Below are 20,072 nucleotides of genomic sequence, written 5' to 3'. Positions count from 1 at the left end.
CCCGTTTCAATAAATCCTTGAAGGTGAATAAATTCACGCTATACTTTCCCTAAATAACAATATAGTTGTTTTTACTAAATGAATGGACAAGAGAAGGGGGAACAAAATGAATTGGCTTAGAAAAACAATAACCGAAATGAACTATAAAGGAATGACATTATCCTCAATCATTATGGGTCCAATATTAGGATTAGCATCAGTCTACATAGTAGATAGCAAACCCAACCTTGTTACAACGTTTCTCATTCTGTTAATCGTATCGTCATTATCCGGTAGTGTAGATCGCTGGACAAGAGCAAATGAAAAACGGGAGGTAAAAGATTGAAAACTCCACGTTTCAAAAATGAAAAGACCACTAAGTTTGTCTTATTAATTGGAAAGAGCGTTACAATGATGATTTTAACAACGATAACATACCCATTTATACTGTTTGTCAGTGAAATTGATATGACACAGGAAACATGGCTCTTATACGTTGGAGGAATGGCTGCAGGGGTTTTATCTGGAAAAATGAAACTACATGGGGAAGTAAACAAAAAAATGACAAGGTGGTTTGTGTTTTTATCATGTTTATCCATCATGCTTGTAGTTAACACTCTAATGAATATTGAAGAAAAAGCATTGATAACCATATTAGGTCTACTTGTTGGAATTCCGACCTATGTGAGCCTGAAGTATCATTTTAGTGATTTAGAAAATGAAATAAAGAACTATTATGATAATGCAGATTCAGATAATGAAGGATATAAACGTTTTAGAATTTAAGAAAACGAGCATTAACATACTTAAAGGAGGCGATCTCTTAATGGAAAAATTTAATACTAATTACGACGGTAAAATCTATTTGAATTATATCCCGAATGAAAATAAAATGGTTGAATTTATTGTAAATAATGAACGGGTTATGAATTTATGTGTAGAATTTCAGTTTCAGAGAATAGCACAAAAAATAATCAGAGAATTACCATCTACCCTTAGAACAGATGAGGATTTTGAACGAGGAATTGAAGTGTTGAAGAAATATGTAGTCTTTTCCGAAGGAGGTCGGTAATATGGAATTTAAGAATGCTGGATATTTTATGCATATTCAACCTAACGATAACAAGGAAATGTTGGATTACGAATATGCGATAAAGTGTAATGCTGCGTTGATGAAAGGGATTTTTGTCAAAAGTAAGTTTGAGTATAGTAATCACAAACATACTTTACGAAAGTATTTAAACGAATTGGAGTCGCAAGGTATTAAAAGTGTAATCATTCATGACATATTAACACTTTTGGATGAAGAAATTATGAGGTATTTTATTGAAAGAAAATTCAATATAGTGGTTGTAAATCTTTATTTAAATAAAGGATATTGTACAATAACAGAAAGAATTCCTACTGACTTTTATGATTTAAACAAAGATTGCTTTAATGATATTGAAAAAATTAAAGCGTACAAACAAGCGATAAAGGAGGGGAAAGTTGATAAGGGTCTTCAGAGGAATATAATGAAACTTCTAAAGTACTTTGAGCCTCAAGTTAGTAGTACTTCTAACGTTTAGTTTATGTATAAAATATCAGCCACTAATGGAAACGATAGAAAAAAACATGTCGAAACAAAATAAAGTATGTACATACAGGGTCCGGTGGTTTGCACCCAGAGTGGGGGGATATTCACAGTACTTTTTTATGTGAAATTGTAGTGCCTGTAAGTGAAGCAAATGTCAGAATAATAACGCTTTTATAAATTTTTATAATCGTGGAATATTATTTATAAAATGATTTATAGTTTTGGTGGTGTTTAATATTCTTGATGGTGAAGGAATGATGGTTACTCAAAACAATAAAAATTCGATGTTCTGGATTCTTGTTGTATTCTTTTTATTTTTACCCATTATTTTGGAAAAGTTCGCACCGATACATTTCTATAGCAGTTATTGGTTCTTAAGTTTCCCTTCAATTCTCATTGTCTTATTTAGGTTTGGTCCTATATTTGGTATTACAATACTTGGTATATCTTCACTTATCCATATTATTTGGGAAGCATATGAGTTTATTAGAATGGGTGAGTTAATATCAAAAGAAGAATTGGAAATGATTGTTATCGTGAATTTTGTAAAAGTTTCCGTAACTATACTTACCACTGTCTATTTGGTAAAGATAAATCAACATAGGAAAGAACTACAAAAATTAAATGAAAAGTTGGGAAAACTGACGTATAGGGATCACCTTACAGGCTTACCTAATCGATTAATGTTGGAGGACTACATTAATCAGGTAATAAAGCATAGTGAGAAATACAACGAAAGGTTTTCTATTATGTTTTTAGACTTAGATCGATTTAAAGAAGTCAATGACACTTTGGGACACGCTAATGGCGATTCTCTATTAATACAAGTTGCTGAGAGACTGCAAAGAAGTGTGCGAAAAAATGATGTCGTTTTTCGATTAGCAGGAGATGAATTTATTATTGTTTTGAAGGATATAGATAAAGAGGAATGTAGAAATGTGGCGGAAAGAATAATTAACGAAATGTCTGATTCATTCACATTGGAAGGAATGGAATCTAGTGTTTCCCCTAGTATTGGCATTAGTTTTTACCCTGAAAATGGTGTGATTTATCAGGAGATAATAAAAAGTGCTGATAAAGCCATGTATCTCGCTAAACTGAAAGGTAAAAATAATTTCCAATTTGCTTAACTTTATATGTATTTATTAAAGGAGATAAAACTCCTTTTTTTATTTTGAGTTAATAAAAAATATAACATTAAATTTTTTTAATCGTTCAATCCTTAAATTTTCATTCTTTATTGTTATTCTCTTTTATATGTTCAGAATACCTGTTTATTGATAAATAAAGGAGTTAACTAAATGAAATTAAAAGGGCATTTATTAAGTGCTTTTCTCATCGGACTTGTTTCATTAATTGGTTTTAGTTTTATAGCGATTCTAATTAGCGCTCAGAAAATAGTTCGATTTGATCAAGCATTGATTTCCTTTATTCAAGGTTTTGAATCACAAACACTGACTTCAATCATGAAGTTTTTTACATTTATCGGTTCGTTTCCTTTGGTGTTAGTTTTATTTCTTATAGTGTCCTTTATTTTATATAGTGTATTGCAATCCCGGGCCGAAGTTCTTTTGTTAGGAACGGTTATTATAGGAACACAAGTGATAAATCAGGTTTTAAAAATGTTTTTTCATCGGGCTCGACCAGACTTCCATTTGTTAATTGATGTTAGTGGGTATAGTTTTCCGAGTGGGCATGCAATGAGTGCCTTTTCCGTTTATGGTATTTTGACATTTGTTTTTTGGCGGCATATTCCTAATCGCTACTGGCGAACTACAATTGTTTTATTAAGCAGTATATTTATCCTCATAATTGGTACTAGCCGCATTTATCTGGGGGTACACTATCCGAGCGATATTATAGGTGGATACTTTGCTAGTGCGATATGGCTAACTGTTGCCATTTGGTTCTTCCAAAGGTATAAAGAGAAACAATTTGAAAAAAGTTTCTTATAGGAACAAACGTTTTGTTGGTTATTTATGAGAGGACAGCAAAGGAGATTTAAGTGCATTTTCTCTAATTGTGGGCAAAAGAAGAACTTTTTATAAAAAATTTTTAATCATTGTAACGTAAAGTTTTCATCCATATTTGGTATTTTAATAGTGACTTTTGATTTATTGGTAATAAAGATAGGTAATATAACAACTTAGAAGGTCTTCCCATTAGTAAAGGAGAGGTTTTTATGGAAAATTGGATTACTGAAATAATGAATAGTTATGGGTACATGGGGATATTTCTCTTAATTATGTTGGAAAATATATTTCCTCCCATCCCATCAGAGGTCATCCTAACTTTTGGCGGTTTTATGACCACAACCACAAATATGAGTGTTCTAGGGGTAGTTGTTGCCTCGACTGCAGGTTCAGTGGCAGGTGCTGTTGTTCTATATGCTATTGGAATGCTGATTAATGTAAATCGGCTTGAAAAAATTGTAGACAAATGGGGGCACTTTTTACGCCTTACCAGAAAAGATATCTATAAGGCACAGTCATGGTTTGATAGGTATGGAGTGTGGACTGTTTTCTTTTGTAGATTTATCCCTCTAATTAGAAGTTTAATATCCATCCCAGCAGGTATGGCGCGTATGCATTTTTGGTTGTTTTTCCTTCTTACTACAGTGGGAACAATGATTTGGAATATTGTCTTGATTAAAGTGGGTGCTACAGTTGGTTCATCATGGCATGATATTGTTAATTATATGAACATATATTCGAACATCGCCTATGCAATTTTGGCTGTGCTGTTCATTATTTTATTGGCTATTTATGTTAAAAAGAAAACAAAAAGGAACAGCAACGGATAGGAGTGCTTGTACGTGGATTCAATGAATATGATTGAACTATTAAAGTATTTATTTTTGGGATTCATTCAGGGGATAACGGAGCCAATTCCTGTATCGTCGAGTGGACATTTAATTTTATTCGAACATTTTTTCGGCTTACAAATTTCTGGATTAAGTTTTGAGGTGTTGGTCAATTTTGCCTCATTACTTGCCGTTTTGTTTATTTATCGCTCTGATTTGATTCAATTAACAAAGAATAGTGTATCCTATTTAGTCGTTTCGGATAAAACTGAAAGTATGAAAAAAGACTTTTATTTTGTTCTTTATCTGATTATTGGTACCATACCTGCAGGAATTATTGGAGTCCTATTTCAGGACCAAATAGCAGCCATATTTAAAGGAGTAAGGGTTATTGGCTTCACTTTAATAATAACGGGTATTGCACTCTGGTTAATACGAAATCTTAAGGGTAGTAAAGGTGATGGCGAACTAACTCTCAAGGATTCTATTATAATAGGGTTATCTCAGGCTGTGGCGTTAATACCGGGTATCAGTCGTTCAGGTGCAACCATTGTATCTTCTATGGCCCTAGGTACTAAACGTGAGACAGCACTTAAGTTTTCCTTTTTTCTCTATATACCTGTTAGTGTAGGTGGGATGATATTGTCGCTTTCCGAATTAATTCATGATCCAAGAATGGGAGAACTCTTTCTTCCCTATACACTAGCATTTATTGCCTCTTTAGTTGCTTCCTATTTTTCATTAAAGTGGTTCATTAATATTATGCAAAAGGGAAAACTCGGTTACTTTTCAATCTATTGTTTTGTCGTTGGAATTGCAGTCATTATTTTAGGATAAATAAATTCTTATATTTCTACTCCGCCTAAATGGTGGAGTTTTTTTATATGGTCAATTATGAAAAAATTTTCATTAAAATTTTAATTTGTATTTTTTTAATCTTCGGGAGAGATTCATAGTCATTCTTTATATTAAAACTGTACTTAAAAAGTGGGTATTAAGGAGGGTTTGAAATGATTAAGGCAACAAACTTAACAAAACAATATGACAATGGTTTTGTGGCTGTTGATTCTTTAAATCTTCAAGTGAATAAAGGTGACATATACGGATTTTTAGGACCAAATGGTGCAGGGAAAACGACTACCATCCGAATGTTAAATGGGTTAATAGAACCGAGTGATGGGTCAGTAACCATTGAAGAAAAAGAGGTAAAAAGTGAAAATGCATTAGTAAGCAAATTAATTGGGGTATTGCCAGAATCTCATGGTTACTATAATTGGATGACTGGAAGAGAATATTTAAAATTATTTGCTGAACTTTATGGCGTTGATAAGAAAAGGATCAAGTCGCGGGTTGAAGAGGTTCTTGAATGGGTAGGGATGGCCGGGAAAGCAGATATTCTAATCGGACAATATTCACGAGGGATGAGGCAAAGGATTGGTATTGCGAAAACTATTGTGCATGAGCCCTCTATTATATTTCTTGATGAGCCTACATTAGGTTTGGACCCACAAGGGCAAAAAGATATACAGTCGATTATTACAAGATTAAATCAAGAACAGAATGTTACTGTATTTATCACTTCACATTTATTAAAAGAAATCTCAGAAATTTGTAATCGTGTAGCCATTGTCAAACAAGGTAAACTGCTTGAAGAAGGGTATTTAGACGAATTAATAAAAGGCTATCGTTTAGTCTTAAGGAATGAGAATCCTACATTAGAGGATATATTCTTTAGTTTAACAACTGATGAAGTTGGGGGGAGCATCTAATGTCCAGTTTAATAAAAAAGGAAATAAGGGAACATGTCTTTTCCCGAAAAGGCGTTTGGATCTTCTTTGCCATTTCCATTCTATTCAGTGGTTTGACCTATAGTTTCATATCGGTGAAGGAACTAAGTTTACTTGCTCAAGTCGAAGTAAACATGACTTTTATGAAAGCGTTAATTGGTATCAGCATTTTAGTATCTATCATATTAGGATCAACAATGGTTTCTGGTGAAAGGGAGCAAGGAACTTTAGAAAGTCTTTTATTAACACCCTTATCAAAGGTGAAAATAATCCTTTCTAAAGTAGTGGGAATTTTGGTTTTTTGGTTGATTATTTCGGTTATATCTATCCCTTATTTCTATGCTTTGACATATGGAACGAATATGTTGCTTACGATTTTATCCTATTTATATCTAATCGGGTTACCGCTAGTTATTAGTTTTTCATTGCTGTCATTAGCATTTTCTACATGGATATCGTCAAGTAAAAATGCAACCCTTTTGTCGATTGTCTTGTTTTTGGTGACAGCCATACCAATGTTTCTGTCAACAACGATGAAAAAGTCAGGATTTGCACATTTAGTTGATTTATTGAGTCCAGTTTCTGCTAGTATGCTGACTTTAAAGGATTGGCTAGTAAATAGATTAGGTTTTTTCTTTATCTTTATGGATAGTTTACCTGTGCTATGTTTCTTGGCTATATCCATCATTTGCTTATTCTATGCAAGTAAAAAAATGGACTTTTTAGGAGGGGAGTAATTTGTTAAAAAAGGCAGGAATCGTTCTGGCGATACTTTTAGGATTTGTAGTTACTGGGCAAAATGCATTTGCTATGGAACAACCTAATGTTGAGGTTAAAGTAATTTCTCCTACTCAGGTTAAAGATTATCCGGGGAAAGAGACAACAGTTAAAGCACAAATAACGAACCATACCAACCAATCTATAAAAGATCTAGTCGTCTATATTACAATGGCTGATATGGGAAAAAAATGGACGGTTAATCTGGAAGACTATAGTGCAGATAAACCGGAACAAGTTAAAGAATTAAAACCGGGTGAAACAAAGGAAATCTCCCTTCCCATTCGTTTTGTGTATACCAGCAATTATTATCTTTATGTAACGGCCGCTAGTACTCATAGTTTAGATATCTATTCAAGTAATGGAATTCCCATCGATATTATGGGTAATACAAAGATTAATCCGACGATTATACAAGTTGTTTCAATGGGAACCCCACTTATTGTTTTAGTTTTTGTGGGATTGAATTTTACAAAAAATAGAAGAAAGAGAGTTGCTTAAGGAATAATATATGGCTCCGGGAAAAGACTTAATTTTACTGAAACAGGATATTGAAAAAATGTTGGCAGAAAAGCAACAAGAGTTAAATAATGTAGTGTTGAAATATGGATTAAGAAGTAAAGAGGCCCTGTATATAAGTCAAGAATTGGACATAATGATCAATCAAGTAATGAAGGAAAAGGCACTCACATAATAACCTATAAGAAAATGAAAATTTTTTCACGTAAAGGTTAATTAAATTTTAAATTAAATTCAGACTTACTTCATGGTAGGGGCTTAAGATAAGGATGTACCACAGTTTAACAATATGAGGAGGAAGACAAATGAAGAAAAAGTTTATAGTACCAGCATTGGCAGCAGCAATTATTGGAGGAGGAATAGCAGGGACTGCTCTAAATACCTCAGTATTTGCAGCAAGTGCAGACACTAGTAATAGTAAAGTAGAGGTAACAGATGAACAGGAGCAGCAGCAATTGGAGAAAGAAGCAACCATCACTAAGGATGAAGCCATTTCAGCCGCACTAAAAGAGGTTGCAGGAAAAGCAGTGGACACTGAACTTGAAGATGAAGATGGAACAGTTGTTTATGGTGTAGAAGTTACTGATGAACAAGGAAAGAAACAGGATGTAAAAGTTGATGCCAAAACAGGTAAGGTTCTAAAAGTGGAGGCTGATGATGAAGAAGAAAACGAAAAAGGAGAGAAGGAAGAAAAAGAAGATAAAGATGGTGAAGTTTCCGATCAACAAGAGCAACAACTATTAGAAAAAGAAGCAAAAATTACGGCTGAAGAAAGTACAACTATTGCACTAAAAGAAGTAAAAGGCCAAGTAACGGATACTGAACTTGAAGATGAAGACGGAACAGTTGTTTATGGTATTGAAATAACAGACGACCAAGGAAAAAAACATGATGTAAAAGTAGATGCCAAAACAGGTAAGGTCTTAAAGGTTGATGTGGATGATGAAAATGATTCCGAAAGTGACAGTGAACAAGAATAATTTAGTAAATTCAAATATGGTCCTACTTGCTTGTGCAAGTAGGGCTTATTCATTATATATGAGCCACTTCAATTAATGCATTTTGTATCATAACTTTACTTTTTGGTTTAAGATAATAGTGTCATTTTAATCAAATTTTGAAAGTAATGCAAAATAGATAAAGTAACATTTGGAGGTCATGAATTGGATATTTTAGTGATTGAAGATGAAGAAGCATTATCGGAATTTATAGTCCTTGAGTTAACGCATGAAGGATACAATGTAACGGCTGCTTTTGACGGGAGAGAGGGGCTTGAACTTGCATTAGAAAGAAATTGGGATGTGATCCTTTTAGATTTAATGCTGCCAAAGTTAAACGGAATCGAGGTTTGCCGAAGATTAAAGGCAGTAAAGGACGTTCCGATTATTATGATAACGGCAAGAGATAGCGTAATGGACCGGGTATTAGGGCTGGATAGTGGCGCTGATGATTATATCCCGAAACCATTTGCGATTGAAGAATTACTAGCGAGAATTAGAGTCATTATGAGAAGAGAAGAAAAACGTAATGATTTGCCTTCCCTACTTTTGTCATTCAAAGATTTAGAATTAAATATTGAATCAAGGTTATTAAAAAAAGGCGAACAATTGATAGAATTAACGAAAAAGGAATATGACTTATTGTTTATGTTTATGAAAAATATTAATCGTGTCTTAACAAGGGAGGTTCTCCTAGAAAATATTTGGGGTTATGATGCGGAAATTGAAACAAATGTCGTTGATGTTTATGTAAGACATCTTAGAAATAAATTAGATTCTGTAGATAAGGAAAGTTATATTCAAACGATGAGAGGGATGGGGTACGTGATGAGAGAATGAGAAACGTAAAAGAGTTCATTCCAAAAAGCATCAATATTAAATGGAAATTAACTTTATGGGCTGCCCTTTTAATGCTATTTTTATTTTTTTCTTATAATATTTTGCAGTATTTTGTCATTCAGAACTGGGTAGTTAATCAAGAAAAACAAACCATTCAAAAAAAGATGGAAGAAGTAACCGCGTACATTCAAGATTCAAATTTTAAGGGGAATGTTTCGGGAAGTGAACACTATTTAGACGTTCTGAATGAAAAATATCAACTGATAAGGATTGTGAAGGAAAACAATTCTCCGCTATTTACGATATCAGACGAGGTACCACAAGGTTGGGTATCTCCGAAAAATGTAAAAAAAGAGGAACTGGTGGAATTTTCTCCAAAAGGAGATCGTTTGTTGATATTTAGGAAGCCAATCGAAGTAAATGGTTTTAAAGGAACAGTAGAAATAGTTCGCAACTTAGAAAACTTTGATAGTTTGATTAATCAAATATTTATGTTGGTTATCGTCGCAGGACTGGTTGCTATTCTCCTTAGTTTAATCGGCGGCAGACTTATTTCCTTTCAACTACTAAAGCCAATTAATTCAATGATAAGAACAATGAAAAGAATAAAAGAGAATGGGCTAAAAGAAAGGGTTCTAATTAACAAGCAACGAGATGAAATGACAGAGTTAGGAATTATGTTTAATGAATTAATGGATAACTTAGAGAAGTCATTTCAGCAGCAACAACAATTTGTAGAAGATGCCTCTCATGAATTAAAAACACCGTTGTCCATCATACATGGACATCTATCGCTTATCAATCGTTGGGGGAAGGACAATCCAAAAGTTTTGGAGCGCTCAATTGATTTAAGTTTAAATGAAACCAACAGACTTATTCACCTAGTTTCGGAATTATTGACTCTCTCAAGAGCAGAAGAATCCACTACAAATATGAACTCATTGGAAGAAGTCAAAATGAAGGAGATTATGGAAGATATTGTTGAAAACTTTCAAACAATAAATAATGATTTTAAAATATCCTCCACTATAGATGTTGACACGGATTTTACTATAAAAATACTGAAGAGCCACCTTGAACAAATCATGATCATTTTATTGGACAATGCCACAAAATATTCAACAGATGAAAAGGTCATACAGATTAATGTAAGAAACACAGACAAGGAATTGACAATTGAGGTAAAAGATTATGGAATGGGTATCCTGAAAGAAGAATTACCTTTTGTGCTCAATCGCTTTTATCGTGTGGATAAAGCAAGAAGTAGGAAACATGGTGGGAATGGGCTAGGACTATCGATCGCAAAAAGGATACTAGATATTTATCAAGGAACTTTAGAAATTGATAGTGTGTATGGGAAATGGACGAAGGTTCAGATTACTATTCCATTAGATTAATAAGAAGTAATCCTCCTTGTTATATCAATTCTATATAAGAAAATGGGAATTTTGTATTTTAACGTGAACGGATTTTATATAATGGGGAACGGAAAATTTCAAATTCTTCTAGATAATTATTGTGTTACTATAGAGGATAGAAAAAGTAATTGTGGGGAGGTAAATATGACTGATAATGTACAACCGTTAAACCCAATTGCGCTTGAACTCGGCCCAATATCCGTTCATTGGTACGGTATTATCATTGCCTGTGGCATTATACTGGGGTTATGGATAGCGACACGAGAGGCTGATCGTTTGGGATGGGATAAGGAGATTATAATTGATTTTATTATGATTGCCGCACCAGTTGCAATCATTTGTGCACGAATTTATTATGTAGCATTTGAGTGGGAGCATTATTCACAATATCCGTCTCAAATTATTGCCATATGGCAAGGTGGAATTGCCATACACGGTGCGTTGATTGGTGCCGTTTTAACCGCAATCATTTATACAAGAAAGAAAAATATTTCTTTTTGGAAACTTGCTGATATTGTTGCGCCAAGTTTGATTCTTGGACAAGCAATTGGTCGATGGGGAAATTTTATGAACCAAGAGGCGCACGGTGGGGAAACAACAAGAGCATTTTTGGAAAGCCTCCATCTACCCAATTTTATTATCAATCAAATGTTTATTGATGGAACTTATTATGTACCGACCTTTCTTTATGAATCTTCATGGGACCTATTAGGATTTGTTATTTTGTTCTTTGTACTTAGAAGGTTAAAGTTGAAGAATGGCGAATTATTCTTAAGTTATCTTGTTTGGTATTCCATCGGAAGATTTTACGTTGAAGGTTTACGAACCGATAGTTTAATGCTGACATCACAACTACGTATTGCCCAAGTTGTCTCTTTGGTATTAATTGGAATCGGAATAATCATATTTGTGTATCGAAGACTCAAGATACGAACACATACTTCAGGGTAATGATATGAATACGAAACAAAAAGATAAGCAGGAAGAAAGGTCCTTAATAAAAGATAGTAATCAATTAAAGTATGCTCAACAGCATTTAGCGAACGAAAGAACATATTTGGCATGGATAAGAACTGTAGTTTCAATTGTTGGCGTAGGGTTTCTAACAACAAGTTTGCATTTTACGATTGGTGTTAGAAGGAATCCGACTATAGATATGATCAGTATAATTTTAGGGATATTTGCATGTATTCTTGGAATTGCGGTCATTCTTTTAGCAACGAAAAATTACACTAAAAAGAAACGCCAGATTTTCGAGGAAAGGTTCAATCCCTCGAATACCCAAATAACGATGGTCTCCACTCTTATGATTATTTTAATAATCATGGTTATAATCTACTTCTTATTGATAAAGTTTTAAAGTGCTTAGGGGTCTAATAATCTTTATTAATCTTCTATAGTGAAGTATGGGAAATAAGGTAAGAGGGGGCTTCCCTACAAGTGATTTGTAATGACTTATGGGAAAGCCCTATTTGTTTCAAATTAATGGAACTGTACCTGTATCTTTTGTTTGTACCTATAAAAATTACTTCCTTTATCTTGTTCTATATAGGATATGAACAAAAAGTCTCCCTGTCTTCCAAGGGTTATTTATTTAAACAGTTAGTTCTGTAGATCTAACCCATTTATTATTGTGAATTTTAAGGAAAAGCAGAATCGCTCTGAATAGGTTGTCTAAACCTATTGCAATCCATATTCCAGCGATACCCATTCCAAGCCATATACCTAATACATAAACACCAACTGTCCGAAGAAGCCAGATGCCAATTGTTGTGAGATAGAAGGGATATTTAGAATTTTCCGCACCTTGGAATGCCCCTGTAAGGATAAGAACAATGGCTAGAATTGGTTGAATAAATGCGTCAATCTTTAATGCGATAGTAATTTGTTGAATAACAAAGATATCATTGGTGAAAAATGAAGCAGTCCACTCACCGAATACAAATAAAAACAATCCGAAAATTGACATGACGCCTACACCAAGAAAAGTAGAATAATAGGCTATTTTTTTTGCTAATTCATATTGCCTAGAGCCTAACACTTCACCAATTAAAGTGGTTGCCGCTGTTGCAAAACCATAACCTATCATATAGGAAAAAACCTCTATATTACCTGTAATTTGGTGAGCCGCAAAAGTATTAGTCCCAAGTTGAACTATAAACCCAAAGTATATAACCTGCCCAATTCTCATTGCTAAGCGTTCTGCCATGGCTGGGGTCCCAAGTTTGATAAGTTCCTTTTGTTGCTCTTTATCCCAACTCCACTTTGTTAAATTTAAAACATTCCCGATTTTGGATTTTTTTACATAGAAAATGAGTAAGATTACTCCTACTAGTCTAGCGATAACTGTCGCCCATGCTGCTCCAGCGAGACCAAAGGAGGGAATAAGCCAAAAGCCAAAGATAAATACGTAGTCCAAAATAATGTTAATAATATTAATAAATATAGTTACTTTCATTGGTGTTTTGGTATCTTTAGTTCCTCTTAATATACTACTTAAACCAAACATTAAAGAAATTAGTACAGAGGGTATCGCAACGATTTTAAAATATATAACACCTTGGTCCAATACGGTTTTTTCTATGCCCATAAGTTTCAGGAGTGGTTCAGCAAACAAAAAAGTAATGATTCCGAATAATAGTCCTATAATCACACTTAATAAAATTGATTGTTTGGCCACTTTTCCTGCTTTTTCAATTTGATTTGAACCTATATATTTTGCAATATAAACATTAGTAGACACGCCAACTGACATAAATATTGCTAAATAAATTGCAAGTATGGCATTTGTCACTCCTACCGCAGTAACTTCATTAATCCCAATTTGGGACACAAAATATGTATCAACAAATCCTAATATAGTTTGAAAGAAATTTTCAACAATAGCAGGAATAGCGAGAATCATAATCATTTTAAAAATATCCTTTTGAGAGTATTTAGTCTCAACCATCGGGTTTCTCCCTATCTTATAAATTTGTCTATGGCATCATTTAAATCCTTTAATACTTCTTTATCCCCCTTCATTATTGCTTCGGTGACACATCCTTCTAAATGGTCTTTTAGTATCAGTTTTCCGCAATTATCCAAAGCCGAACGTATAGCCGCTATTTGTATGAGTAAATCGCTACAGTCACGATCCTCTTTGGCCATTTCCTTAACTGAACGAACATGTCCTTCAATTCTTGCTAGACGGTTAACAATGCTTTTTCTGTGTTTATGGTGACCAGACATTTTTTCCTCCTTATAACCCCCTAGGGGGGATGCTTTATAAGGGGAGTTTAGGGGATTATATATAAAAGGTCAACTAAATAATCCTCACTTTCAAAGATCCTATAGCAAATAAACTAAGAGTCAGACCAATAAACGATACATGTAATACTAAAAATTAAACTTTGTGAAACATCGGTGGAATGATTACTTGTGAAGTTCTTAAAATTCGCCTATAGAAGTATTCTAGTTTTGCAATTTTAATAAGTTTACTAATTAATATTTTTATTAGCCTTGCTGGTGTTATCCCAAGTGTGTTTTTAACCGCTGCAAATATTATTTTTTTCGGCTTTTGGTATGGTCTGGTCATTTCATTTGTGGGAGAGGCATTAGGTGCAATTGTTTCTTTTTATGCGTATCGGCAGGGTTTTAGGAAATTACCGAAGACAATTTCTATGGAAGCGATTCCAAAGGTCAAAAGATTATTACAGGTAGAAGGAAAAAAAGCCTTTCTTCTTATTCTTTCCTTGAGGTTGCTCCCGTTTATCCCATCGGGGGTAATTAATTTATTTTCGGCTATGGGAAAAGTATCTTTAATACTATTCTCACTTGCCAGTTCACTTGGGAAAATACCTGCATTAATTATTGAAGGATACTCAGTCTTGCAAATTACTGAATTTACATGGCAGGGGAAAATCATATTAACTGGGATTTCCATATACCTTTTGTACCTGTTAAGGAAGATTATCAAGGGAAATTTATAACAAAACTATTAAGTATCTTAAAGGGTACGAGTCATTATTTGTGGGCTTCAATGGAAAGAAAAGCCTATTGTTTAAAGTGACCACAGAAAAAGAGCAATTCCAATCTGCGAAATATGCTCTTTCTATTGTTCTTTATTAGAATTACTTGTTTTCAAGTGGTGCTAGTTCGCTTTCTGTTACCCATTTATGATTGGTCACCTTTTCTCCACCAGTTGTTGGAGTATAGTCAATCATATAAACAGTTGTCTTTTCGGCTGAATCAATTTCAGCAGTTGCACCATCCATTCCTGACATATGTGAAGCCTCTAAAGTTACCTCTGCGCCGGGTTGTAATGGTTTTGCACCTGCTTCTGGAATTTCTTCATGGATAACCCATTTGTGATTTGTTACTCTTTCTCCACTAGTAGTTGGGTTGTAAGAAACAGCATATGCAACGGTATCATAGGCACCGACAACTGTTGCCTCTGCACCCTTCATGCCTTCCATATGCCCTTCTTTAATAATCACTTTACTTCCTACCTTATATGTTGGGTTTTCTGCTGTTTTTAGGTCATTAGGAACTTCACCTGAACTAGAGTGATCCATATTTGCATGATCCATTTGAGTACTTTCATCTGAAGTTGTCCCTTCATTTGCCTTTTCCTTGTCAGTGTTACCACCACATGCAGAAAGCGTAAACACAATAATCAAAGAAACTACAATAAACATTATTTTTCTTCTTTTCACTATTTCTCACCTCAAAGAAAGATTTTAATGAACTTACCAACGGATGTCAAAAACTGGTTCCATTATGATGCTTACCATAGTACAGGGTAAAGGGGATTTTTTTTACTAATTCCAGCCGTAGGGAGTTATATAGTTGTTATGACTCACAATATTTCAAAAAGAGTTTGAAAAAGCATTTTATTAGACAAAGAAATTGTTGAGGGGATATAATCCGAGATACCAAATTATCTCTAAATCGAGATTCTTTGATAAAAGTAAATGATGATACTAGGTTTATATTGGTATTATACATGAATTATTATCAAATACTTGTAGATAATAATTCAGTATTTTAAAAAGAAAGGGGATTATGACATGACATCCATTTTATTCAATAATTTAAACCTTGGAAATACAACTTTAGATAATCGTGTAGGAGTTGCTCCCATGACTCGAACAAGTGCGACACCAGAAGGGCTAGCAACTGACCAAATGGTTGATTATTACGCGAAATTTGCACGTGGAGGTTTTGGATTAATCATTACTGAGGGAACTTATCCAGATAGTAAGTACAGTCAAGGATACTTTGATCAGCCGGGAATTATCGATAATGAACAGGTACAAGCATGGAAAAAAGTTACCGATGCTGTTCATCAAGAAGGAGGTAAAATTTTTGTTCAGTTAATGCATGCAGGTGCTCTATCTCAAGGAAATCGTTTTACCAAAGAAACGTTGGCTCCATCTTCTGTTCAACCAAAGGGTGAACAAATGAAATTCTATGGGGGAGAGGGATCTTTCCCTCAACCAAAAGAGGCAACAAAAGATGATATTACAGATTTAATAAAAGGTTTTGTTGATGCAGCACAACGGGCAAAAGATGCAGGGTTTGATGGTATTGAAATACATGGTGCAAATGGATATATATTAGATCAATTCTTAACAGATTACACAAACCAACGAACAGATGAGTACGGTGGATCAACTGAAAATCGCGTTAAACTTTTAGTTGAAGTATCGAAGGCTGTTCGTGAGGCTGTAGGCCAAAGTTATACAGTTGGTATTCGTATTTCACAAGGAAAGGTAAATGATTATACGCATAAATGGGCAGGCAAAGAAAAGGATGCAAAAATTATTTTTAGTCAGATAGGACAAGCAGGTCTGGATTACATTCATGTTACGGAATACGAAGCATGGCAACCTGCATTTTCTGAAGGAGAAGGGACTAAGGCAACAGATTCTGCTTTTGGTGATGATGGTCCTTCACTTGCTGCCTTAGCCAAGAAATATGGAAAATTACCTGTCATTGCAAATGGTGGTCTGGAAGATCCAGAAAGGGCTGAGGCAATTATTTACAAAGGTGAGGCAGATGTAATTACTCTGGGGAAAGGTGCACTTGCTAACGGTGATTGGGTCAAAAGAGTGAAGAACGATGAACCATTAAAAGAATTTAATCCTGAAAAAATATTAAGCCCTAATGCCAAAATAAAAGATTTTGAAGTTTGAAATATAAAATAAGAAGTTAAATTGGAGGTTACAAAGTGGCAAAAGTACTAGCAGTTTTATCTAGTGGATATAAAGATGAAGAAAATAGTTATGAGACAGGTTGGTGGGGCGAAGAACTTTTTGCTCCTCTAGAAGCCTTAGAAAAAGCAGGACATCAAGTAGATCTTGCTTCTCCGCTAGGGGGAAAACCAACTGTGGATCAGGCTAGTTTTTTACCAGAGTATGATCCAGAGGAAACTTTCAAGTCCTTATATGAATCAGGGCGTGCAGATGAAACACAGAAATTATCGGATATAAATCCAAATGATTATGATGTTGTATTGATTGTAGGTGGTCACGGCGCAATGTATGATCTAGTGAAAGACGAAGATTTGCATAGAATTATCAATACTATATACGATAATAAAGGAATCGTTGCGGCAGAATGTCATGGTCCAGCCCCACTAATCTGGACAATACGCCCGGATGGAAAAAGCATTATCGCGGGGAAAAAAGTAACGGGTTATCCAGACGAAATAGAACCAGAAGGCTTGCTTGATATTCTTCCATTCAGCCTAGAACAAGAAATGGCAAAGATCGCTCAATATGATAAAGGTGATGTAACCAAAAAAGCCTATGCTGTTTGGGCAGATGATCAAATTGTTACAAGTCGTGATCCATTTTCTTCTAAATTGATGGGCGAAGAATTAGTTAAAGCACTTGATAAGGAAAAAAGATAGAAAGTTTGAAAATGAGGGAGTGTTAAGATGAAGGCAAATTTTGATTTGAGTGGAAAGGTAGCATTAGTTACAGGGGCAGGAAGAGGAATAGGGAGAACTCTTGCAGAAGGGTTGGCATATGCTGGTGCAGATGTTGTATTGGTTGCTAGAACTGAAGAAGAGGTGAGTAATGCTGCAAAGGAAATCTCCGGGGCTACAGGTCGTAATACGTTAGCATTAGTTTGTGATGTCACGGATGGTGACTATGTGAATAAAACCGTAAACAAGGCATATGAACATTTTGGGCATCTTGATATCCTTGTTAATAATGCTGGGACAAGTGTTCGTGAAACAACACTAGATTTATCAGAAGAAAATTGGGATAAAGTAATGGATGTTAATTTTAAATCAGTATTTTTGATGTCCAAAGCCGTTGGAAAGTATATGGTTGAACAAAAGTCAGGGAGAATTATAAATGTAGCCTCTGTGGCTTCTTCATTAACGTTATCATCGGGAACTCCATATGGCCCAAGTAAAGCAGGTGTTGTTCAATTGACGCGACAAATGGCAAATGAATGGGCTACCGAAGGAATTACGGTCAATGCGATTAGTCCTTGGTTTTTTAAAACATCATTAAACGAAACCGCATTAGAAAATAAAGAATTTCGGACACTGTTAGAGAATAGAACACCCATGAGAAGACTAGGACAATTAGAAGAACTTATAGCCCCTGTGGTTATGTTTAGTTCAGATAGTGCAAGTTATATAACTGGTCAGAATCTCTTTATAGATGGAGGGGTAACTAATTACGCATTTTAAAGAAATAGTTAATATTTTCAACGGAAAAACGTGATTTTATTTTGAACTCATGGTTCAATAATTATCTGAAGTTGGAATCCTTGTTACTATATGACTCATTTTAGTAAAATGAGAAATGACTCATACATTTGGCACATGAGATGAAGCAAAGGTGCCAGTGCGATTATTAAGTAAAATAGTGTCTCACCTCCGTTAGTGGGGTGGGATTTTTTATACCTTGTATTATATACTAAAGAGTTATTGAAAGGGGGACAGGAAATGAATAGAGCATTGTTTATTTTATTAATAGTTTTAACAACAAGTTTAATGGGGTCTTCGTTTGCTGTTGGGAAGATAGGTTTAAATTATATTTCACCTTTACTTTTGGTTGGATTGCGTTTCACGCTTGCAGGTTTACTGATGGGGTTATTGGTTATTTTATTAAAACGGAATCACCCAAAAAAACTAAGGGAATGGATCCAAATTATAATTGTCGGTTTTTTTCAAACAACTGGGGTTATGGGCTTTATATTTTTAAGTCTACGCACGATAACGGCTGGAGAATCATCCATCTTAACTTTTACTAATCCTTTGCTTGTTATTATATTCGGTACTTTGTTTTTAGGAACTAAATATCGGTGGAATCAGTGGTTAGGTGTTCTAGTAGGATTTATTGGTGTATTTATTACTCTAGGTGGCAACTTAGATGTTCAACAACTAGGTACCCTTTTTGGATTGTTAAGTGCAGTCTCGTGGGCTATCGCAACCTTATTGTTGAAAAAATGGGGGGCTTCATTTGATATATGGGTTTTAACAGCCTATCAAATGTTATTTGGTGGTCTCCTTTTATTGATAGGAAGTGCTTTATTTGAACAAGTTCAAATTGTAATTACGTCCGTTTCAATTTTGATTGTTTTGTGGTTAGCGATTATGGCCTCAATTGTGCAATTTGCTATTTGGTTCTTTTTGTTACAAAAAGAAAATCCGGGGAAGGTAAGTTCTTTTCTATTTCTGGCTCCTTTATTTGGTGTAATATTTGGCTGGCTTTTATTAAAAGAACAACTGCATATCACAACATTAATAGGTGGGGCTATTATATTGGTTGGAATATATCTTGTTAACAGGCCACAAAAAATAAAAGAGATTGATAACACACTCTAAAATTCTACATTTTTGCAAAACTAATTGATATTCTTGGTTATAACATTTAAAAAGAGTCGCAAAAGGGGTGACAGTAACTCTACTGTCGTCCCTTTTTTAGTCTATTACTTCCTTTAAAACTTGTTGCATTTCAGGAGTTTGCATAAATTCAATCATAACTTCTTTCATTTCTGGACTTTGCATATTTTCAATCATTGTGCGCTGTACTTCAGGGTTTTTCATTGTTTCAATCATAGTATCCTGCATTTCAGGAGAACTCATTATATCAACCATTGCTTCTTGCATTTCAGGGGTATTCATCATATCTGCAAGCATATTCGGTGTAAGGCTACTATCCATCATATCCTCATTATTCATGTTCATCCCACAGCCAACTAGCAGAAATAATAAAGTTGGTATTAAAATCATAAATCTTTTCATCGTTAGTCTCCCTTCGAGCAAATTCCGGTATTTTACTTTTACTATGTCCTTTAAGGGAAAAATAATACTTTTGGAACTTTTACACATAATAACAACGCATTTTAGTTTAGGAAAAGAGG

General features: G+C 34.4%; 26 protein-coding genes. 22 read left to right on the top strand and 4 right to left on the bottom strand.

Annotated features, from left to right (window positions below; translation table 11 throughout):
* Positions 1 to 106 precede the first annotated feature (106 nt).
* The 17 genes from E3U55_RS08935 to E3U55_RS08855 all read left to right on the top strand — a co-directional run bounded on the left by E3U55_RS08935 (position 107) and on the right by E3U55_RS08855 (position 12,057).
* Complete coding sequence (locus tag E3U55_RS08935; RefSeq protein ID WP_134340095.1) at positions 107 to 325, top strand: hypothetical protein; 219 nt, start codon at positions 107 to 109, stop codon at positions 323 to 325.
* On the top strand, positions 322 to 765 hold the full coding sequence (locus E3U55_RS08930) for a hypothetical protein (RefSeq protein WP_134340094.1): 444 nt from the start codon (positions 322 to 324) through the stop codon (positions 763 to 765). The genes E3U55_RS08935 and E3U55_RS08930 overlap by 4 nt, the downstream gene beginning before the upstream one ends.
* 40 nt (positions 766 to 805) lie before the next feature.
* The gene (locus tag E3U55_RS08925) at positions 806 to 1,051 is read left to right on the top strand and encodes a hypothetical protein (RefSeq protein WP_134340093.1); all 246 of its coding nucleotides are present in this window, start codon (positions 806 to 808) and stop codon (positions 1,049 to 1,051) included.
* 1 nt (position 1,052) lies between these two features.
* Complete coding sequence (locus E3U55_RS08920; protein ID WP_134340092.1) at positions 1,053 to 1,547, top strand: hypothetical protein; 495 nt, start codon at positions 1,053 to 1,055, stop codon at positions 1,545 to 1,547.
* Between the two features lie 262 nt (positions 1,548 to 1,809).
* The gene (locus tag E3U55_RS08915; protein ID WP_134340091.1) at positions 1,810 to 2,685 is read left to right on the top strand and encodes a GGDEF domain-containing protein; all 876 of its coding nucleotides are present in this window, start codon (positions 1,810 to 1,812) and stop codon (positions 2,683 to 2,685) included.
* A gap of 171 nt (positions 2,686 to 2,856) precedes the next feature.
* Positions 2,857 to 3,510 carry a phosphatase PAP2 family protein gene (locus E3U55_RS08910; RefSeq protein WP_134340090.1) on the top strand — a complete coding sequence of 218 codons (654 nt, stop codon included), beginning with the start codon at positions 2,857 to 2,859 and terminating at the stop codon, positions 3,508 to 3,510.
* A 227-nt stretch (positions 3,511 to 3,737) separates the two neighbouring features.
* A complete protein-coding gene (locus E3U55_RS08905) occupies positions 3,738 to 4,358 on the top strand; it encodes a DedA family protein (RefSeq protein WP_134340089.1) in 621 nt (206 codons plus the stop codon).
* A gap of 21 nt (positions 4,359 to 4,379) precedes the next feature.
* A complete protein-coding gene (locus E3U55_RS08900) occupies positions 4,380 to 5,195 on the top strand; it encodes an undecaprenyl-diphosphate phosphatase (protein WP_134340154.1) in 816 nt (271 codons plus the stop codon).
* Positions 5,196 to 5,368: 173 nt separating this feature from the next.
* Positions 5,369 to 6,127, top strand: coding sequence for an ABC transporter ATP-binding protein (locus E3U55_RS08895; RefSeq protein WP_134340088.1), 759 nt, complete (start codon positions 5,369 to 5,371; stop codon positions 6,125 to 6,127).
* Positions 6,127 to 6,882, top strand: a complete 756-nt coding sequence (locus tag E3U55_RS08890; protein WP_134340087.1) for an ABC transporter permease — start codon at positions 6,127 to 6,129, stop codon at positions 6,880 to 6,882. The genes E3U55_RS08895 and E3U55_RS08890 overlap by 1 nt, the downstream gene beginning before the upstream one ends.
* A 1-nt stretch (position 6,883) precedes the next feature.
* Positions 6,884 to 7,423: a hypothetical protein gene (locus tag E3U55_RS08885; protein ID WP_134340086.1), complete on the top strand. Its 540-nt coding sequence runs from the start codon at positions 6,884 to 6,886 to the stop codon at positions 7,421 to 7,423.
* 10 nt (positions 7,424 to 7,433) lie between these two features.
* Complete coding sequence (locus E3U55_RS08880; protein ID WP_226793457.1) at positions 7,434 to 7,616, top strand: aspartyl-phosphate phosphatase Spo0E family protein; 183 nt, start codon at positions 7,434 to 7,436, stop codon at positions 7,614 to 7,616.
* A 130-nt stretch (positions 7,617 to 7,746) separates the two neighbouring features.
* Positions 7,747 to 8,421: a PepSY domain-containing protein gene (locus tag E3U55_RS08875; protein ID WP_134340085.1), complete on the top strand. Its 675-nt coding sequence runs from the start codon at positions 7,747 to 7,749 to the stop codon at positions 8,419 to 8,421.
* A gap of 183 nt (positions 8,422 to 8,604) precedes the next feature.
* Positions 8,605 to 9,279, top strand: a complete 675-nt coding sequence (locus E3U55_RS08870) for a response regulator transcription factor (RefSeq protein WP_134340084.1) — start codon at positions 8,605 to 8,607, stop codon at positions 9,277 to 9,279.
* Positions 9,276 to 10,676: a HAMP domain-containing sensor histidine kinase gene (locus tag E3U55_RS08865; protein ID WP_134340083.1), complete on the top strand. Its 1,401-nt coding sequence runs from the start codon at positions 9,276 to 9,278 to the stop codon at positions 10,674 to 10,676. The genes E3U55_RS08870 and E3U55_RS08865 overlap by 4 nt, the downstream gene beginning before the upstream one ends.
* Positions 10,677 to 10,841: 165 nt before the next feature.
* On the top strand, positions 10,842 to 11,648 hold the full coding sequence (gene lgt, locus E3U55_RS08860; protein ID WP_134340082.1) for a prolipoprotein diacylglyceryl transferase: 807 nt from the start codon (positions 10,842 to 10,844) through the stop codon (positions 11,646 to 11,648).
* A 4-nt stretch (positions 11,649 to 11,652) separates the two neighbouring features.
* Positions 11,653 to 12,057 (top strand): YidH family protein, encoded by a 405-nt coding sequence (locus E3U55_RS08855; protein ID WP_134340081.1) that lies wholly within the window; start codon positions 11,653 to 11,655, stop codon positions 12,055 to 12,057.
* 234 nt (positions 12,058 to 12,291) lie between these two features.
* Here E3U55_RS08855 and E3U55_RS08850 read toward each other — a convergent pair whose 3' ends face one another.
* Positions 12,292 to 13,647 (bottom strand): MATE family efflux transporter, encoded by a 1,356-nt coding sequence (locus tag E3U55_RS08850; RefSeq protein WP_134340080.1) that lies wholly within the window; start codon positions 13,645 to 13,647, stop codon positions 12,292 to 12,294.
* An 11-nt stretch (positions 13,648 to 13,658) separates the two neighbouring features.
* Positions 13,659 to 13,928, bottom strand: coding sequence for a metal-sensing transcriptional repressor (locus E3U55_RS08845; protein ID WP_134340079.1), 270 nt, complete (start codon positions 13,926 to 13,928; stop codon positions 13,659 to 13,661).
* A gap of 233 nt (positions 13,929 to 14,161) precedes the next feature.
* Between E3U55_RS08845 and E3U55_RS08840 the strand changes: the two genes are divergently transcribed.
* Positions 14,162 to 14,668: a TVP38/TMEM64 family protein gene (locus tag E3U55_RS08840; protein WP_134340078.1), complete on the top strand. Its 507-nt coding sequence runs from the start codon at positions 14,162 to 14,164 to the stop codon at positions 14,666 to 14,668.
* Between the two features lie 141 nt (positions 14,669 to 14,809).
* Here E3U55_RS08840 and E3U55_RS08835 read toward each other — a convergent pair whose 3' ends face one another.
* The gene (locus tag E3U55_RS08835; RefSeq protein ID WP_228547519.1) at positions 14,810 to 15,394 is read right to left on the bottom strand and encodes a YdhK family protein; all 585 of its coding nucleotides are present in this window, start codon (positions 15,392 to 15,394) and stop codon (positions 14,810 to 14,812) included.
* A gap of 354 nt (positions 15,395 to 15,748) precedes the next feature.
* Between E3U55_RS08835 and E3U55_RS08830 the strand changes: the two genes are divergently transcribed.
* The 4 genes from E3U55_RS08830 (at position 15,749) to E3U55_RS08815 (ending at position 19,533) form a co-directional block, all read left to right on the top strand.
* Positions 15,749 to 16,876 carry an NADH:flavin oxidoreductase gene (locus tag E3U55_RS08830; RefSeq protein ID WP_134340077.1) on the top strand — a complete coding sequence of 376 codons (1,128 nt, stop codon included), beginning with the start codon at positions 15,749 to 15,751 and terminating at the stop codon, positions 16,874 to 16,876.
* 35 nt (positions 16,877 to 16,911) lie between these two features.
* Complete coding sequence (locus tag E3U55_RS08825; protein ID WP_134340076.1) at positions 16,912 to 17,595, top strand: type 1 glutamine amidotransferase domain-containing protein; 684 nt, start codon at positions 16,912 to 16,914, stop codon at positions 17,593 to 17,595.
* A gap of 27 nt (positions 17,596 to 17,622) precedes the next feature.
* Positions 17,623 to 18,393: an SDR family NAD(P)-dependent oxidoreductase gene (locus E3U55_RS08820; RefSeq protein ID WP_134340075.1), complete on the top strand. Its 771-nt coding sequence runs from the start codon at positions 17,623 to 17,625 to the stop codon at positions 18,391 to 18,393.
* Positions 18,394 to 18,651: 258 nt separating this feature from the next.
* The gene (locus E3U55_RS08815; protein WP_134340074.1) at positions 18,652 to 19,533 is read left to right on the top strand and encodes a DMT family transporter; all 882 of its coding nucleotides are present in this window, start codon (positions 18,652 to 18,654) and stop codon (positions 19,531 to 19,533) included.
* A 96-nt stretch (positions 19,534 to 19,629) separates the two neighbouring features.
* Here the strand turns inward: E3U55_RS08815 and E3U55_RS08810 are convergent, their stop codons facing one another.
* Positions 19,630 to 19,953 (bottom strand): hypothetical protein, encoded by a 324-nt coding sequence (locus E3U55_RS08810; RefSeq protein ID WP_134340073.1) that lies wholly within the window; start codon positions 19,951 to 19,953, stop codon positions 19,630 to 19,632.
* Positions 19,954 to 20,072: the final 119 nt, after the last annotated feature.

It is taken from the genome of Filobacillus milosensis, assembly GCF_004402015.1.
In the GTDB taxonomy this organism is placed as follows: Bacteria; Bacillota; Bacilli; order Bacillales; family Alkalibacillaceae; genus Filobacillus; species Filobacillus milosensis.
The sequence above is the reverse complement of the archived record's forward strand: the minus strand, read 5'-3'. Positions and strand labels throughout refer to the sequence as shown.

Excerpts from the sequence above, each read along its gene's own strand:
- E3U55_RS08935 (WP_134340095.1), top strand. The coding sequence starts at position 107 with ATGAATTGGCTTAGAAAAACAATAACCGAAATGAACTATAAAGGAATG.
- E3U55_RS08925 (WP_134340093.1), top strand. The coding sequence starts at position 806 with ATGGAAAAATTTAATACTAATTACGACGGTAAAATCTATTTGAATTAT.
- E3U55_RS08920 (WP_134340092.1), top strand. The coding sequence starts at position 1,053 with ATGGAATTTAAGAATGCTGGATATTTTATGCATATTCAACCTAACGAT.
- E3U55_RS08915 (WP_134340091.1), top strand. The coding sequence starts at position 1,810 with ATGATGGTTACTCAAAACAATAAAAATTCGATGTTCTGGATTCTTGTT.
- E3U55_RS08910 (WP_134340090.1), top strand. The coding sequence starts at position 2,857 with ATGAAATTAAAAGGGCATTTATTAAGTGCTTTTCTCATCGGACTTGTT.
- E3U55_RS08905 (WP_134340089.1), top strand. The coding sequence starts at position 3,738 with ATGGAAAATTGGATTACTGAAATAATGAATAGTTATGGGTACATGGGG.
- E3U55_RS08900 (WP_134340154.1), top strand. The coding sequence starts at position 4,380 with ATGAATATGATTGAACTATTAAAGTATTTATTTTTGGGATTCATTCAG.
- E3U55_RS08895 (WP_134340088.1), top strand. The coding sequence starts at position 5,369 with ATGATTAAGGCAACAAACTTAACAAAACAATATGACAATGGTTTTGTG.
- E3U55_RS08890 (WP_134340087.1), top strand. The coding sequence starts at position 6,127 with ATGTCCAGTTTAATAAAAAAGGAAATAAGGGAACATGTCTTTTCCCGA.
- E3U55_RS08880 (WP_226793457.1), top strand. The coding sequence starts at position 7,434 with ATGGCTCCGGGAAAAGACTTAATTTTACTGAAACAGGATATTGAAAAA.
- E3U55_RS08875 (WP_134340085.1), top strand. The coding sequence starts at position 7,747 with ATGAAGAAAAAGTTTATAGTACCAGCATTGGCAGCAGCAATTATTGGA.
- E3U55_RS08865 (WP_134340083.1), top strand. The coding sequence starts at position 9,276 with ATGAGAAACGTAAAAGAGTTCATTCCAAAAAGCATCAATATTAAATGG.
- lgt (WP_134340082.1), top strand. The coding sequence starts at position 10,842 with ATGACTGATAATGTACAACCGTTAAACCCAATTGCGCTTGAACTCGGC.
- E3U55_RS08855 (WP_134340081.1), top strand. The coding sequence starts at position 11,653 with ATGAATACGAAACAAAAAGATAAGCAGGAAGAAAGGTCCTTAATAAAA.
- E3U55_RS08850 (WP_134340080.1), bottom strand. The coding sequence starts at position 13,647 with ATGGTTGAGACTAAATACTCTCAAAAGGATATTTTTAAAATGATTATG.
- E3U55_RS08845 (WP_134340079.1), bottom strand. The coding sequence starts at position 13,928 with ATGTCTGGTCACCATAAACACAGAAAAAGCATTGTTAACCGTCTAGCA.
- E3U55_RS08830 (WP_134340077.1), top strand. The coding sequence starts at position 15,749 with ATGACATCCATTTTATTCAATAATTTAAACCTTGGAAATACAACTTTA.
- E3U55_RS08820 (WP_134340075.1), top strand. The coding sequence starts at position 17,623 with ATGAAGGCAAATTTTGATTTGAGTGGAAAGGTAGCATTAGTTACAGGG.
- E3U55_RS08815 (WP_134340074.1), top strand. The coding sequence starts at position 18,652 with ATGAATAGAGCATTGTTTATTTTATTAATAGTTTTAACAACAAGTTTA.
- E3U55_RS08810 (WP_134340073.1), bottom strand. The coding sequence starts at position 19,953 with ATGAAAAGATTTATGATTTTAATACCAACTTTATTATTTCTGCTAGTT.